The organism is Bradyrhizobium sp. MI1.10, from assembly GCF_055811035.1.
This window is the reverse complement of the sequence record NZ_JBVVPN010000002.1, coordinates 233259-248250: the sequence shown is the minus strand read 5'-3', so window position 1 is coordinate 248250 and position 14992 is coordinate 233259. Positions and strand designations below refer to the sequence as shown.

General features: G+C 63.2%; 13 protein-coding genes. 2 read left to right on the top strand and 11 right to left on the bottom strand.

Annotated features, from left to right (window positions below):
- Positions 1-215 precede the first annotated feature (215 nt).
- Positions 216-2345 (top strand): sensor histidine kinase, encoded by a 2130-nt coding sequence (locus AC0L3K_RS03280; RefSeq protein ID WP_219682191.1) that lies wholly within the window; start codon positions 216-218, stop codon positions 2343-2345.
- A 218-nt stretch (positions 2346-2563) separates the two neighbouring features.
- On the opposite strand, the gene lpxB is transcribed toward AC0L3K_RS03280, so the two are convergent.
- From lpxB to lpxA, 3 genes are read right to left on the bottom strand one after another with little or no spacing between them, the layout of a single operon-like run.
- Entirely contained in the window at positions 2564-3748 is a 1185-nt protein-coding gene (gene lpxB, locus AC0L3K_RS03275; RefSeq protein WP_088941263.1) for a lipid-A-disaccharide synthase, read from the bottom strand.
- Positions 3745-4602: an LpxI family protein gene (locus AC0L3K_RS03270; protein WP_007603641.1), complete on the bottom strand. Its 858-nt coding sequence runs from the start codon at positions 4600-4602 to the stop codon at positions 3745-3747. Before AC0L3K_RS03270 ends, lpxB begins: the two co-directional genes overlap by 4 nt.
- Positions 4603-4621: 19 nt before the next feature.
- Positions 4622-5413 (bottom strand): acyl-ACP--UDP-N-acetylglucosamine O-acyltransferase, encoded by a 792-nt coding sequence (lpxA, locus tag AC0L3K_RS03265; protein ID WP_007603640.1) that lies wholly within the window; start codon positions 5411-5413, stop codon positions 4622-4624.
- Positions 5414-5588: 175 nt separating this feature from the next.
- Here lpxA and AC0L3K_RS03260 point away from each other — a divergent pair, with 175 nt between their 5' ends.
- Complete coding sequence (locus tag AC0L3K_RS03260; RefSeq protein WP_007603639.1) at positions 5589-5933, top strand: KTSC domain-containing protein; 345 nt, start codon at positions 5589-5591, stop codon at positions 5931-5933.
- Between the two features lie 6 nt (positions 5934-5939).
- On the opposite strand, the gene fabZ is transcribed toward AC0L3K_RS03260, so the two are convergent.
- From fabZ to frr, 8 genes are all read right to left on the bottom strand, one after another.
- Positions 5940-6356 carry a 3-hydroxyacyl-ACP dehydratase FabZ gene (gene fabZ / locus AC0L3K_RS03255; RefSeq protein ID WP_051058562.1) on the bottom strand — a complete coding sequence of 139 codons (417 nt, stop codon included), beginning with the start codon at positions 6354-6356 and terminating at the stop codon, positions 5940-5942.
- A gap of 41 nt (positions 6357-6397) precedes the next feature.
- The gene (gene lpxD / locus AC0L3K_RS03250; RefSeq protein WP_007603634.1) at positions 6398-7465 is read right to left on the bottom strand and encodes a UDP-3-O-(3-hydroxymyristoyl)glucosamine N-acyltransferase; all 1068 of its coding nucleotides are present in this window, start codon (positions 7463-7465) and stop codon (positions 6398-6400) included.
- 125 nt (positions 7466-7590) lie between these two features.
- Positions 7591-10122, bottom strand: a complete 2532-nt coding sequence (bamA, locus tag AC0L3K_RS03245; protein WP_007603633.1) for an outer membrane protein assembly factor BamA — start codon at positions 10120-10122, stop codon at positions 7591-7593.
- 180 nt (positions 10123-10302) lie between these two features.
- Positions 10303-11454 carry an RIP metalloprotease RseP gene (gene rseP, locus AC0L3K_RS03240; protein ID WP_106945001.1) on the bottom strand — a complete coding sequence of 384 codons (1152 nt, stop codon included), beginning with the start codon at positions 11452-11454 and terminating at the stop codon, positions 10303-10305.
- Between the two features lie 44 nt (positions 11455-11498).
- Entirely contained in the window at positions 11499-12722 is a 1224-nt protein-coding gene (gene dxr, locus AC0L3K_RS03235; RefSeq protein ID WP_219682195.1) for a 1-deoxy-D-xylulose-5-phosphate reductoisomerase, read from the bottom strand.
- A 4-nt stretch (positions 12723-12726) separates the two neighbouring features.
- Complete coding sequence (locus AC0L3K_RS03230) at positions 12727-13569, bottom strand: phosphatidate cytidylyltransferase (protein ID WP_219682196.1); 843 nt, start codon at positions 13567-13569, stop codon at positions 12727-12729.
- Positions 13566-14324, bottom strand: a complete 759-nt coding sequence (locus tag AC0L3K_RS03225) for an isoprenyl transferase (RefSeq protein WP_219682197.1) — start codon at positions 14322-14324, stop codon at positions 13566-13568. The genes AC0L3K_RS03230 and AC0L3K_RS03225 overlap by 4 nt, the downstream gene beginning before the upstream one ends.
- A gap of 92 nt (positions 14325-14416) precedes the next feature.
- Entirely contained in the window at positions 14417-14980 is a 564-nt protein-coding gene (gene frr, locus AC0L3K_RS03220; RefSeq protein WP_007603628.1) for a ribosome recycling factor, read from the bottom strand.
- Positions 14981-14992 lie beyond the last annotated feature (12 nt).

Here is a 14992-nt window from a genome sequence, read left to right as displayed (position 1 = left end):
CCTCATAGAGGTCCGCTCCGTATCCGATAGCAGTCGGGTTGGCGTATCTCACCTTGGGTCCGAGTTGGGCCACAGGAAGACTAATGCAAGACAACATGATGGCTTGAGCGGAAATCTGGCCTATACTCGCTAGAGCCGCCGAGTTGGCGACGTCGCGGCGGCCCCGGAAGGCTTTGCGCGTCAGGGATATGGGCCCAGACGAGTGGTGGAAGGCATTGGGGATTACCGCAAAACAGATGGTGGCTCGCCGCCCGCTCGCAAGCGGCGCAGACGTTCTTTTGACATTCGCAGTGGCACTCGCCTATTTTCTCACCGCGCGGCTGAGCCTTGCATTGCTGGACCCGGCCGATGGTGTTGCCCTATTCTGGCCAGCGGGGGGGGTGGCTTCGGGGATTTTGATCGCGCTTGGTCCTGCGGCACAGCTGCCTGTCGTGCTCGGAGTGGTCGCTGCAACGATTGCGGCTAACCTGCTAGGCGATCGCAACATCTGGAGTTCGTTGTTCTTTGCTGTCACGAACTCCGGTGAAGTCGTCATCATCGCGGGCCTGATCCACCGCTTTTGTGGATCTCCATTCGAGTTGAATGAACTGCGCAGCGTACTTGCGCTATTTGCCGCGACCGGTATTGCAGCGAGCCTTTCCGGCCTTGGTGGTACGGCAGTATTTGCGCTGTTTCACGGGTCGGCTGCGTCCCCGGCGGTGATCTGGCTTCACTGGGTTTCATCTGCCGCAACAGGGACGATTGCGGTGACGCCGCTCGCAATTGGCCTGGCGTCGCTAGCGCGCGCTCCCCCGCCGCGGGGGGAAGTTGCGGAGGGCGTTCTTGCGCTCGGCGTGGTGTCTCTCATATGCGCGCTGCTGGCTTTCTTGCGCAATGAGCCCTGGACTGCGGTGCTGGCGGTCAGCGCACTTTGTCCACTTCTGCTCTGGATCGCGGCTCGCCTTCGTTCAGCGTTCACGGCGATTGCCACGTTCTTATGCTCGACTACGGTCGTCTGGACGACAATCTTCACCATCGGCATTTTCGGGGACGCACGTCTGTCGATCGAAGATCGTGTGCTGACTGCTCAAGCTACCATTCTGGCGATCACATTAGGTGCTCTTGTTCTTGCTGCCCTGTTTAGCGAGCGGAGGCTTCACCATCACGCCATTCTGGAAAGGGAGTCCCGATTGCAGGGCGCTTTAGAAGCGGCAGAATTAGCCGATCGCGCCAAATCGAGCTTTCTTGCTGCGGCAAGCCATGACATGCGCCAGCCATTGCAGACCCTGAAGCTTCTGCAGGCAGCGCTTGAATCGCTCCATTCAAGCGGTGAAGCGCACGATCTTGTCGCTGACATTCGGAAATCGCTGGATACCATGACCAGCATCCTCTCCAGCCTGCTCGATGTGAACAAGCTGGAATCCGGAAAACTGCGTCCATCCGTGAGTGAGTTTTCTCTAGTTGAAATTTTCGAGCCGCTCGCTAGAGACTTCGCCGCGTCTGTGCAGGAAAGAGGACTCCGACTGCGCGTTGCACGTTCCGGGCTCATCGTCCGCAGCGACAGCCGAATGCTTGCGGAGATGATCCGCAACCTCTTATCAAATGCAGTCCGATACACTGACCGGGGCCAAATTTTGCTTGGATGCCGACGAGTCGGTGACAAGGTTCGCATCGAAGTGTGGGACAGCGGAATCGGTATCACCGAAGATCAACTTCCGCACATATTCGATGAGTACTACCAGGGGACTGATGGCGCGGAACGGGGCGGATTTGGGCTGGGCCTCGCGATCGTAAGGCGGCTTGGAGAAATGCTGGATCACAAGGTCGAGGTGCGTTCTATCGCAGGGAGGGGCACACGGTTTTTCATCGAGGTTCCGCGCGCTCGATCCGGCGCCAATGCGCCAGAAGCGGCGTCGCTGGTGCCCCCTTGCAGTGGTGCCTTCCTGGGCAGCGTTCTCGCGATAGAGGACGAGGCGTCCCTGCGATCGGCGCTGCAGAGATCGTTGAAGGCAAGAGGGATTGACGCCACCGTTATCGCAACGGCGAGCGAAGCCTTGACCCTGATCAAAGAGCAGGGTCTGCGCCCGGATGTACTGCTGTGTGACTACAACCTTCGTGGCTCATCGGATGGCATCGAGACCATTAAGAGCCTGCGTGTCGCCCTTGGCTTGAACCTACCGGCCGTCGTGATGACGGGCGACATCAGGTCGCAAACGATGAAATTGATCTCCGCGCAAGGTCTCACTGTCCTGATCAAGCCCTTCTCGGCCGACGAACTGCTGGACGCTCTGAGAGGCCAGGAGAAGCTATTAACCACTGCGAGGACATCATCCCATTCAGTTGCTGGGCTACCGCAGCGCCATTGATATTAAGAATTTGGATATCCGCGATGTCCGTTCAGGGGCACGAGTCCTCGACCGGCTGCGCGAGGCAGGTCAGCCCTGGCGCCACAAGGAGACACCGACCTCAATTCTTATGTGGCTTCAAGCTCGGATTAACGCCTCTTTGCCAAATCGGATAGCGAGGGTTTGAATGCTGGAATGGCTGGATCCAAGCGGACTAGGGCCGCTTGTGAGTACACGTCCTAGCTAGCCCGCCTGCCCTTTCGCATCGTCGCCAGCACGATGTCGGCGGCGAGCACGCTCGGCGATTTGTTGCCGGTCGACATGATCGTATCGAGCTGGGCGAACGCTTCCACCTGCTGCCGGCGCAGTGGTGAATCGGTCAGAAGCTCCGAGAGCGCGGGCGCCAGCTTCTCCGGCGTGCAGTCTTCCTGCAGGAACTCCGGGATGACATCCTTGCCGATCACGAGATTGGCGAGGATCACCGAAGAGACGCGGATCGCGCGGCGCAGGATGAAGGCTTCGATCGCACCGACGCGATAGGCCGTCACCATCGGGATGCCCGATAGCGCGAGCTCCAGCGTCACCGTGCCGGATTTTGCCAGGGCCGCGCGCGCGATGCGGAAGGCGGCGCGCTTCTCGTTCTCGCCGACCACGATCTGAGGCTTGACCGGCCAGTTCGCGATGCCTTCGCGAATACTGGCTTCGAGATGCGGCATGGTCGGCAGCATCAGTTCGAACGCGCGGCCGTCCGTCTGCAATCGGCCGAGCGTCGCGCCGAACACGTCGAGATGGTGCCTGATCTCGCTGCGGCGGCTGCCGGGCAATACCAGCAACACCGGCGGCTCGCCGCCGCGACGCGCCTGCTCGTCGGCGTTCGGCCGCAACGAGGGCAATTGCTCGATCAGGGGATGGCCGACATAGCTGCATGGCGGACCGCCGAGCTTGCGATATTCCTCCGGCTCGAACGGCAACAGGCCGAGCACATGGTCGACATAGCCGAGCATGGTCCGCGCCCGCCCCGGCCGCCAGGCCCAGAGCTGCGGCGAGACGTAGTCGACGATCGGGATCGCCGGATTGCGCGCCCGCACGCGGCGGGCGACACGGTGGGTGAAGTCGGGGCTGTCGATGATGACGAGCGCGTCCGGCGCGGCTTCGGTCACGGCCTCCGCGGTCTCGCGGATCAGCCGCAGGATCTTCGGCAGTTGCTGCACGACCGCGGCGAAGCCCACGATCGAGAGCTGCTCGATCGGAAACAGCGTCTCCAGCCCCTGGCGCGCCATGGTGTGGCCGCCGACGCCCACGAACTGCACGCCGTCGCCGAGGCGCTGGCGCAGCACCTTCATCAAGGCGCTGCCGAGCCGGTCGCCGGATTCCTCCGTGGCGATCAGGAAGATCTTGCGCTTGGGATCGCGGCCTTGCATCACGCCGGCAGGCCGATGACGAAGAGATATTTGGCGTCGGCGAGCGCGATCATTGCCTGCGGCTCGGCGGCGATGGTGTTGCCCGCGACGACGGCAATGCCTGCGAGCCCTGCGGCGGCGACACCCTCGAGAGTGCGCGGGCCGATCGTCGGCAGGTCGAAGCGCAGATCCTGCCCGCTCTTTGGGACCTTCACCAGCACGCCCCGCCCGGTGGCGGCGCGGATGCGGCCCTCTTCGCGCAGCCGTGCCACCCGCGCGAGCAGCGCATCGGTGCCCTCGATGTCCTCGACCGCCACCACATGGCCGTCGATCACGACCGCAGCCTGGCCGATGTCGAACGGACCGAGCGCGGTCAGCACCGCGCGTCCGCGCTCGATGTCGGTCTTGCCGGTGTCGCTCGGCCAGGCGCGGCTGATGCAGCCCTCGGGCATCAAGAGCTCGGGCGCGACATCCTTGATGCCGACCATGCGAAAGCCGCCCTGCTCGAGAATGCGTCCGACGCCGGACAACAAATGATCGTCGCCGCCGCGGAAGGCGCGGATGACATTGCCGAGCAGCCGGAGCGTCGTGAAGTCGACCCGGACCTCGGAGAGCGAAGGCCGTACCAGCGTGCCGATGAAGATCAGGTCGCGGCAGCCCTCCTCGCGAAACAGCCGCATGGCACGGCCGAGCTGGCCGACCGAGATCCAGCGATGGCGGAAGTTTTCCACCCGTGCCGGATCACAGGCGCCCCGAAGGGGAAACAACACCGGCGTGATGCCGCGGGCGGCGAGCGATTCGGCAACCGCGAACGGCATCGCGCCGCCGCCAGCGACCACGCCGACCGGCGATGAAATCTCCGAAGCCGCCGATGTCATGCCCGGGGCCATCCCATCATCACTTCGCGATGGCGGGAAGACAGAGCGGGCGCTTGCCCTTGCCGATGAAGTCGAGGATTTCGGCGATCGCCGGATCTTCACCGGCGAGCGGCCGCGCCGCCTCCAGGCGTTCGGCAAAGGTCGCGGGACCATGGAAAAGTTTCTGGTAGAACGCGCGTACGGTCGCAAGCCGCTGCTTGGTGAACTTGCGCCGCTTCATGCCGATCAGGTTGAGGCTCTCAAGCACCGCATATTGGCCGTTGACCAGCCCGTACGGGATGACGTCGTCGCGCACGCCGCAGACACCGCCAACCATCACATAGGGGCCGATGCGGGTGAACTGATGCACTGCGGACAGGCCGCCGATATAGACGGCGTCACCGATCTCGCAATGGCCGCCAAGCGTCGCCGAGGTTGCGAAGATCACGTTGTTGCCGACCATGCAGTCATGCCCGACATGACTGTTGTTCATGAAATAGCAGTCGTTGCCGACGCGCGTCAGGCCACCGCCCTTGATGGTGCCGACATTCATGGTCGCGCCTTCGCGGATGGTGCAGCCCGAGCCGACCTCAAGCTTCGTAGGCTCGCCCTTGTAGCTGAGATCCTGGGGCGCCCCGCCCAGCACCGCGAACGGCGAGATCACGCAGCCATCTCCGATCGAGGTGTGGCCGATGACGGTGACCTGTCCGATCAGCTTGCAGTTGCTGCCGATCACGACATGCGCACCGATGATGCAATAGGGTCCGATCTCGGTGCCCTCGCCGATCACGGCGCCGTCCGCGATCCGTGCGGTGGGATCAATCTTACTCATCAAGCAATCTGACTCATCAAGAAGGTCTGATTAGGTGTTGAAGTCGCTCGGTTTTCCGCTGGTTAGCGCGACTATGCCCGATCTGTCCAGTGACGTATGATCTCTCCGTGTTTCAGGTGCCGGATGAGGCAGCCTTCCCGGTTCGTCAACAAGTTCACGCGGAGCTTCAGGTATCGTGGTCAGGGCCCTGGCACTTCTATTCGCACAGCTCGCGGCCGCGCCGATCGTATCCGAGACGATCGAGACCGCCGAACACCGCCTCGTCGATCTCAAGACATACGAATGCCGCGACATTACCCGCAGCACAGTGCTTCAGCGGGTCTGTTACGACCGTGCGCAGCAGGCCCTCATCGTGGCTGTGGATGGCGTTTATGACGGCTATTGCGGCGTGCCGGTCGACACGGTCGAGCGCCTGCTGGGCGCACCGTCCATGGGAAAGTTCTTCAACCAGAACATCAAGCGCGAGGTCAGCGGCGGCCGGTACGCTTGTCCTGCACGCGAGCGTATCCAGAGAAGTTGATCCCGCTCAGTCGGTCAGCATGGCGCCGACGTCGGCCTCCGCAACCACCTGGCCATTGACCTTGGCGTCGCCGTGAAACCACCACATGGCTTTGCGGCGGCCGATCGAGCGCATGTGATATTCGATGGTATCGCCGGGCAGCACCGGCTTGCGGAACTTGCACTTGTCGATGGTCAGGAAATAGACCGCGCGCGGCTTGTCGGTGCCCTCGACCGATTTGATGCCGATCACACCGGCAGTCTGCGCCATCGCTTCGATCATCATGACGCCGGGGTAGACCGGGCGATCGGGAAAATGGCCCTGGAACGGCGGTTCGTTGAAGGTGACGTTCTTGATGCCGATGCCGCTGTAATCGGTGCGGATGTTGATCACGCGATCGATCAGCAGCATCGGAAAACGGTGCGGGAGCGTTTGCAGGATCATGTTGATGTCCACAAGCTCGAACCTGACCGGTGCTTCGTCCGTCACTCCCGTTCCTCCTGCTTCGGATCGGCCTTGCTGTCGCGCGCCAGGCGCTCGACCGCCAAAATTTCCTTGAACCACTGCCGGGTCGGCTTGGCAAAAAACCCGCCCCAGCGTCCGTTGGGAGGAACGTCGTCCTTGACGCCGCTCATGGCAGTGACCTGAGCTCCATCCCCGATCTTGACGTGATTGTTGATGCCCACCTTCGCTCCCAGCGCCACGTTGTCGCCGAGGGTGAGGCTGCCGGCAAGGCCGATCTGGGCTGCCAGCAGGCAGTGCCGGCCAATGGTCACATTGTGGCCGATCTGGACCTGATTGTCGATTTTGGTCCCCTCGCCGATCACGGTGTCGCGCAAGGACCCGCGATCAATGGTGGTGCCGGCGCCGACCTCCACGTTGTTCTGAATCAGCACGCGGCCGGTCTGGGGCACTTTCAGGTGGCCCTCGGGGCCGAAGAAGATGAAGCCGTAGCCGTCCTGGCCGATGGAGCAGCCGGGATGGATCAGCACATCGTTGCCGATCAGCGCGCACTGGATGGCGGTGCGTGCGCCGACATTGCAGTCCCGGCCGATCTTGACGCCCGGGCCGATCACGGCCCCCACACCGATCACCGTGCCACTGCCGATCTCCACGTCAGGACCGATCACGGCCAGGGGATCGACGATCACGCCGTCCTCAAGCCTGGCGGTGGGGTCGATGATGGCCGACGTCGCGATGCCGTCGTTGCCGGTCCAGGATTGCGGCCGGAGCGCGTCGCCGTGCCACTCCCGCGCGATCCTGACGAAGGCGCGGAACGGCTGTGGCGCCCGCAGCACGGCGACGTGCGCGGGCACCCGGGCCTCGAAGCGTGGGCTCACCAGGCAAGCACCGGCCTTGGTCGCCTTGAGCTCATCGGCATATTTGAGATTGTCGAAGAACGTCAGGTGCATCGGGCCGGCTTCGTCGAGCGAAGCAAGACCCCTGATGATTTGGCCGCCCCTGGCGGGATCGACCAGCTCCGCCTTGGTCAGCGTGGCTATGTCGGCCAGCGCTGAGGCGGGCGGCTGTGTGAAGAAGGTCGGCTGCGCCATTCCACCCCGTCGCGGTCCGGCTTCGGCATGAAGCGGCCAAGCCGCATCATGCCTCATCTCCTGGATTGGCACGATCCCTTTCGGAAACGGGATCCCGTGGTCCGGATCGTGCCGTGCTGTTCGAATTAGAAAGAGGTGCCGCCGCCGAACCGGAACTCCTGCGTACGGTCGTACTTGCCCTTGGTCAGCGGCACGGCGTAGTCGAAGCGCAGCGGACCGAACGGCGAGGCCCAGATCAAGCCGACGCCGACCGACGACCGGACCGCATTGCCGTTGTCATACACCAGGCCGGTGCAGGTTCCAGCCGAAGCTGGATTGACGGTCGACGGCGTGCAGCTCGAGTTCTTGGTCGTGGTCATTTCGTTGGTCACCGACCATGTCGTCGGGCCCTGATAGTCGAACAGCCCGCCAGCGTCGGCGTAGACGGCGCCCTTCAGACCCACTTCCTTGGGCAGGAACCAGAACGGCATCTGCAATTCGAGCGAAGCACCCCAATATTTGGTGCCGCCAAGCGCGTCCTGCGTACCGAAGGGGTTCAAATCGCGCGGTCCGATGCCGTTCGGGGCAAAGCCGCGGACGAGGTTCGGGCCCATCTGGAAGTGATCGAGCATGCGCAGATCGCTGCCCATCTTGTTCAGCATGCCGCCCTGGATGCGAGCGAGGCCGACGATATCGGACACCAGCGGAGTGTAGTACTTCGCGTCCACCACAGTCTTCAGGTAGGAGACGTCGCCGCCGACACCGGCGAAGTCCTGCCGGAAATCGACCAGCAGACCGTCGGTGGGGTTCTTGTTATTGTCGAGCGTGTTGTAGGACAGCGAATAGCCGAGCGCCGAGGTCAGGGTCTTGCCGTTGGCAAGTTCCTTGCGCACCGGCAGCGAGGCTTCACCGTCGCTGTAGCAGCCGAGGCCGTTGGTGGAGCTCAGGTCGATGCCATTTGCATTGGCGAAGGCCGGGCTCGGATTGAAAGCCGCCGAACCCACATTGTTGTTACAGTTCGCCAGGTAGGACGGCAGCGTGATTTCCTGCCGGTAGATCGAGTAGCGCACCTGCAGCGACAGATCTTCACGCAGCGAGAATCCGAGCCGCGGCGAGAAGCCGAGCGTCTTGGTGCCGTAGGAGATGTAGCTGTTGGACTTCTGCTCACGCTGATAGAGGTCGAGACCCAGCGCGACCCGGTAATCGAGCAAATAGGGTTCGACGAACGACAGCGAGTAGCCGCGGGCATACTGGCCGTAGGTCACCGCCGCCTTGGCGAACAGGCCGCGGCCGAGCAAATTGCGTTCGGACACCGAGACTTCGGCCAGCGCGCCGTCGGTGGTGGAGTAACCACCCGAGACCGAGAAATCGCCGGTCGATTTCTCTTCCATGTCCACGAGCAGGATCACGCGGTCGCTCGACGAGCCGGGCTCCGTCGTGATCTTCACGCTCTTGAAATAGTCGAGGTTCTTCAAGCGGCGCTCGGCACGGTCGACCAGCGCGCGGTTGTAGGCATCACCCTCGGAGACGTCGAACTCGCGACGAATCACGTAGTCGCGCGTGCGGGTGTTGCCGCGCAAGTTGATGCGCTCGATATAGGTGCGCGGGCCCTCGTCGATGTTGAACACGACCGACACGGTGTGCGCCTCGAAGTTGCGGTCGCCGCCGGGACGGACCACGGCGAACGCATAACCGCGCCGCGAGGCTTCGATCTGCATCTCCTCGACCGATTTCTCGACCGATTCGACGTTGTAGAGGGAGCCGACATTGACGCGCGAATAGTTGCGCATCGAGGTGGGATCGAAGTTCGGAATGCTGGAGCGGAAGTCGATCGAGCCGACCCGGTATTGGGAGCCTTCCTCGATCTTGAAGGTAACGTTGAAGCCCTTCTTCTCCGGATCGTATTCGGTGAGCGCGGCCACGACCTGGACGTCGGCGAAACCGTTCTTGAGATAGAAGCGGCGGATCAGGTCGCGGTCGGCCTCGACGCGATCGGGATCGTAGATGTCGCTGCTGGCGAGGAAGCTCAGCAGGTTCGATTCGTGCGTCTTGATGACGTCGCGCAGGCGGTACGACGAGTACGCGTTGTTGCCGACGAACTCGATCGACTTGACGCCGGTCTTGGCGCCCTCCTCGACCGTGAAGACGAGATCGACGCGGTTGTTCGGCTGCTCGATGACTTCAGGCGTGACGCGGACGTCGTAGCGGCCGGAACGGCGATAGATTTCGGCGATTCGCAGCGTGTCGGACTGCACCATGGCGCGGGAGAAGGTGCCGCGCGCCTTGGACTGGACTTCACCAGTGAGCTGCTCGTCCTTGATCTTCTTGTTGCCCTCGAAGGCAATGCGGCCGATCACCGGGTTTTCCACCACGGAGACGACGATCTGGCCACCGGCACCGCGGTTGATCCTGACGTCCTGGAACAGGCCGGTCTCGATCAACGCCTTGAGGCCGTCGTCGATAGCGCCTTGATCGAGGCGACCGCCGGGACCCGGCTTGAAATAGGAGCGGATCGTCTCCACCTCGACCCTGCGATTTCCTTCAACGGAAATCGACTGCACGGTCTGAGCAAGCGCAGACGAAGACACAAAGGCAGCCCCAACCGGGGCAAGCACCGGCGCGCCGAACATGATCAGGGTTGCGAGCAAGCCCCCCCGGAGTCGCAGTCCAAACTTCATTGCGCAACGCGCCCTTATCATTCCGTACCAGACCCAACCCCGGTCTGGAGATTCCCCAAGTTCAAGCCGCTTGTAGACAATTTCACCGACGCCGCAAACGGTCGAGCGCGCCGTAATTTCATTTTCATTCCAAGACGTTGCCCAAGAGCAACGCCCGACAACGCCACAAAAAAGCCCCTATCAGGATGAGGCCATCCGGAGGATGTCGTTATAGGTCGCAAACACCATCAACATCAGCACCAAGCCGAGCCCGATTCGGAACCCCATCTCCTGAGTCCGCTCGGACAGGGGCCGACCACGGGCGACCTCCGCCGCATAGAACATAAGGTGACCGCCATCGAGCAGCGGGATCGGGAACAGATTCAACAGACCGATCGACACCGACAGCACCGCGCAGAGGTTGATCACGAACTGGAACCCGGCGCTGGCCGCCTGCCCCGACATCTTGGCAATGCCGAGCACGCCGCTGACCTCGTTCGGATTGCCGTTCCCCACGAACAACGAGCCCAGGAACTTGAAGGTGCTGGTGATGATGAACCAGACCTGTTCAACCCCGATCTTGAGCGCTTCGCCGACGCCGACCGGCGAAGTCGAGACCTCTCCGGCCTGAGACTTGTGCTCGATGCCGAGCACGCCGAGACGGTGGCTGTTGCCGAAGGGATCCTTGCGCTCGAGCAGCGCCGGCGTCGCGGTCAGCGACACGATGGTGCCGTCCCTCTTGACCTGGAAGGCAAGCGGCGAACCGGCATTCATCGCAACCATGCGCTGCATATCGGCAAAGCTTTCGATCGGCTTGCCATCGATCTGGACGACGACGTCGCCGATCTTGAAGCCGGCTGCCGCCGCAGCACCGTCGGCGACGACACCGTCGACGCGCGCGATCGTGCTCGGCTTGCCGTAATACAGCGCCATGCCGGCGAAGATCAGCGCGCCCAGGATGAAATTGGCGATCGGTCCGGCGGCAACGATGGCGGCGCGCGGGCCGACCTTCTTATGATGGAAGCTGCCGGCGCGCTCCTCGGCCGTCATGGCCGCAAGCTTCTCGGACGACGGCGTCGAAGCCTCGCTCTCGTCGCCGAAGAACTTGACGTAGCCGCCGAGCGGGATCGCCGAGATCTTCCACCGGGTGCCATGACGGTCGTTGAAGCCGACCAGCTCAGGTCCGAAACCGAGCGAAAAAGTTAACACGCGAACGCCTGCCCAGCGCGCGACCAGGAAATGGCCGAGCTCATGGAAGAACACGACGATAGTCAGGACGAACAGGAAGGGAACCGCGTAGCCGAGGAGCCCATGGCTCAACGTATTGAAACTATGGACGAAAAAGTCAATCATCGAATTCCCTCATCCAGCGCCGCAAGGCCCTGGCCCCGAACCATCTAGGATGCCTTTAAGGCAATTTGAGGCAATAGGGCGGCAGCCCTATTTCGCGCAACATGGTCAACAGCGATTGCATCGTCCGCTGACGTCAGCGGGGCCTGGTTCCCGCCACGAACCCAGTCGTCCAGCGTCGCCTCAACCAGCCGGGCAATCGCGCCGAACCGGATCTTGCCCGCGATGAAGGCCGCGACCGCGACCTCGTTGGCGGCGTTGTAGACGGTGGTCGCCCCCTTCCCGGTCCGGAGCGAATCGAAGGCCAGGCGCAGGCCGGGGAAGCGCTCGAAATCCGGCGCCTCGAAGGTCAATTGGCCGATCTTGGCCAGATCGAGCTTGGCGGCGGGACCCTTGATGCGGTCGGGCCAGCCGAGGCAATGCGCGATCGGCGTGCGCATGTCGGGTGCGCCGAGCTGGGCCACGACCGAGCGATCGGAGAACTCGACCATGCCGTGGATGATTGACTGCGGATGAACGAGGACGTCGATCTCGTCGGGCGAGAGCGCGAACAGATAGGAAGCCTCGATCACCTCGAGCCCTTTGTTCATCATCGAGGCGGAATCGATCGTGATCTTCTGGCCCATGCTCCAGTTCGGATGCTTCAGGGCTTGCTCGAGTGTCGCCTGCTCGATGTCGGCAGGCTTCCAGGTCCGGAACGGGCCGCCGGAGGCCGTGATGATGACACGGACGAGCTCGTCGCGATTGCCCGAGGCGAGTGCCTGGAACAGCGCATTGTGCTCGGAATCCGCAGGCAGGATGCAGGCGCCCGCTTTCGCCGCGCGCTGCATAAAGAAATCGCCGGCGCAGACGAGACATTCCTTGTTCGCAAGCGCGACATGCGCGCCGCGGTCGACCGCCGCCAGTGCCGGCTTCAGCCCGGCCGCGCCACTCACGGCGGCCATCACCCAATCGGCCGGACGCGCGCCGGCCTCGATCACTGCGCTTTCACCGGCGCCGCATTCGGTGCCGGTGCCCGCGAGCGCGGCCTTGAGCTCGGCAAATTTTGAGGTGTCGGCGATCGCGACGAAGCGCGCCGAAAACTCCTTGGCGAGCTTTGCCAGCGCTTCGACATTGCTGTTCGCCGTCAGCGCCTCGACACGGTAGCGCTCGGGAGAGGCGCGCAGCAGATCCATCGTGCTGTCGCCGATCGAGCCGGTGGCGCCGAGAACCGTGACGCTGCGGACGGTCGATGCCGCAGCCTTGTTGTTACGCAATGGAACCGCGCTCATATGTTCACCAAACCATAAGACCGCTTCCGGCGCTATGCACACCATGGCGAAGGAAGCCGATAATCCATGCCACCAGGATGGCAGCGACAAAACCGTCCAGACGGTCCAATAGGCCGCCGTGGCCGGGAATTAAGTGACTGGAATCCTTGACATCGAAGCGCCGCTTGACCGCGGATTCGAACAGATCGCCGCAGGCCGACACGACCGACAGCACCGCGGCGACGAGCAGCAATGGAACTATCTTTCCAAGCCCGCAAGCGGCAAAGCCGGCCGCGACCAAAAGGCTTGCGGCAAAGCCGCCGAGCGCCCCTGCCCAGGTCTTCTTCGGGCTGACGCGCGGCCACAGCTTCGGTCCGCCAATGCCGCGGCCGGCGAAATAGCCGCCGATATCGGTCGCCCACACCACGAGCAGCACGAACATCAGCGCGGCGAAGCCGTTCACGAGATCCTTCCGCAGCAGGATCGAGGCCAGTAGCGCCGCCGACGCATAGGCGAATCCGGAGGCCGCCCAGACGAACTTGCCCCGCGCGATCACCGTCACGATCGCCCCGCCAATCAAGCCGGTGATGATTGCGGTCTTCAGCGCGCCGAAGGCAACGCACAAGCCCATCGTGGCGATGACGATCGTTCCCGCCCCGGTCAGCGCGGTCGAGCCTGCGCCCACCACCATCAGCCATTCCGCGAACAGTCCGATCGACACCAGGGTGACGAGAAGCGCCCACAGCCAGCCGCCGGCATAAGCGAGCGCAATGGCGAGCGGCGCCAGCACCAGCGCTGCGAGGATTCGCATCACGAGATTGCTCGGGGCAGGCTGAGAGCCGGCCGGTGCGGAGTCGGGTTCGCTCACGAGGCGGTTTTCGCGACCAGGCCGCCGAAACGGCGCTCGCGCCTGGCGAATTCGGCGATTGCGCCTTCCAGCGCCGCCTTGTCGAAATCGGGCCAGTGAATCGGCACGAAGACGAGCTCGCTATAGGCGGCCTGCCACATCAGGAAGTTCGACAGCCGCTGCTCGCCACTGGTGCGGATGATGAGATCGGGGTCGGGAATGTCGGGCGCGTCGAGATGCGCCCCCAATGTCTCGGCATCGATCGTGTCGGGATTGCGCCGGCCCTCGGCGACTTCGCGCGCGAGCTTCTGCGCCGCCTTCGCGATCTCGTGCCGCGAGCCGTAATTGAAGGCGACGACGAGCGTGAGGCGCGTGTTATCGCGCGTCAGCTCCTCCGCCTCGTTGAGAAGCGCGCAGATGTCGCCCTCCAGCCCCTCCCGCTCGCCGATGATACGTACCCTGACGCCGTCGCGATGCAGGCTCGCCAGATCATTGCGGATGAAGCGGCGCAACAGGCCGAACAGATCGCCGATCTCGCTCGCCGGGCGCGACCAGTTTTCCGAGCTGAAGGAGAAGATGGTGAGATAGCGGATGCCAAGCTCATGCGACGCGCGAACCACGCGGCGCAGGGCCTCCACGCCGCGGCGATGGCCTTCCGCCCGTGGCAAGCCGCGCGCGGCCGCCCAACGTCCGTTGCCATCCATGATGATGGCGACATGCGCAGGCGCATCGGACCGATCGGGTCCTTCCGTTGCGGGCGCGGCGGCGTTGGACATGAGGCTGCCTTAAAGCATGATCCGGAAGAGTGCGACGCGGTTTTCCGAAAAGATCATGCGCGAACAATAACCTAAAGCGCGATCCATCGCGTTTAGACGGTGAGGATTTCTTTTTCCTTGGCGGCCAGCAACTGGTCGATCTCGGAGATCGTGCCGTCGGTCGCCTTCTGCACCTCGTCGGCGTGACGCTTCTGATCGTCCTCGGACATCTCGTGATTCTTCTCGAGCTTCTTGAGAACGTCGAGACCGTCGCGGCGGACATGGCGCGCGGCGACTTTGGCGGCTTCCGCATATTTGTGCGCGACCTTGACGAGCTCCTTGCGACGCTCCTCGTTGAGCTCGGGGATGCGCAGGCGCAGCACCTGGCCTTCGGTCGCCGGCGACAGGCCGAGATTGGAATCGACGATCGCCTTTTCCACCGCCTTGACCATCGACTTGTCCCAGACCTGCACCGAGATCAGGCGCGGCTCCGGCACGCTGACGGTGGCGAGCTGGTTCAGCGGCATGTGGCTGCCATAGGCGTCGACCTGCACCGGATCGAGCATCGAGGCGGAGGCGCGACCGGTGCGCAGGCCGCCAAGTTCGTGCTTGAGCGACTGGATCGCCCCCTGCATGCGGCGCTTCACTTCGTTGAGATCGAAATTATCCGTGGCCATCACGTTTCTCCT

Excerpts from the sequence above, each read along its gene's own strand:
- frr (WP_007603628.1), bottom strand. The coding sequence starts at position 14,980 with ATGGCCACGGATAATTTCGATCTCAACGAAGTGAAGCGCCGCATGCAG.
- fabZ (WP_051058562.1), bottom strand. The coding sequence starts at position 6,356 with ATGATCCTGCAAACGCTCCCGCACCGTTTTCCGATGCTGCTGATCGAT.
- dxr (WP_219682195.1), bottom strand. The coding sequence starts at position 12,722 with ATGAGCGCGGTTCCATTGCGTAACAACAAGGCTGCGGCATCGACCGTC.
- bamA (WP_007603633.1), bottom strand. The coding sequence starts at position 10,122 with ATGAAGTTTGGACTGCGACTCCGGGGGGGCTTGCTCGCAACCCTGATC.
- lpxD (WP_007603634.1), bottom strand. The coding sequence starts at position 7,465 with ATGGCGCAGCCGACCTTCTTCACACAGCCGCCCGCCTCAGCGCTGGCC.
- AC0L3K_RS03225 (WP_219682197.1), bottom strand. The coding sequence starts at position 14,324 with ATGTCCAACGCCGCCGCGCCCGCAACGGAAGGACCCGATCGGTCCGAT.
- AC0L3K_RS03270 (WP_007603641.1), bottom strand. The coding sequence starts at position 4,602 with ATGACATCGGCGGCTTCGGAGATTTCATCGCCGGTCGGCGTGGTCGCT.
- rseP (WP_106945001.1), bottom strand. The coding sequence starts at position 11,454 with ATGATTGACTTTTTCGTCCATAGTTTCAATACGTTGAGCCATGGGCTC.
- lpxA (WP_007603640.1), bottom strand. The coding sequence starts at position 5,413 with ATGAGTAAGATTGATCCCACCGCACGGATCGCGGACGGCGCCGTGATC.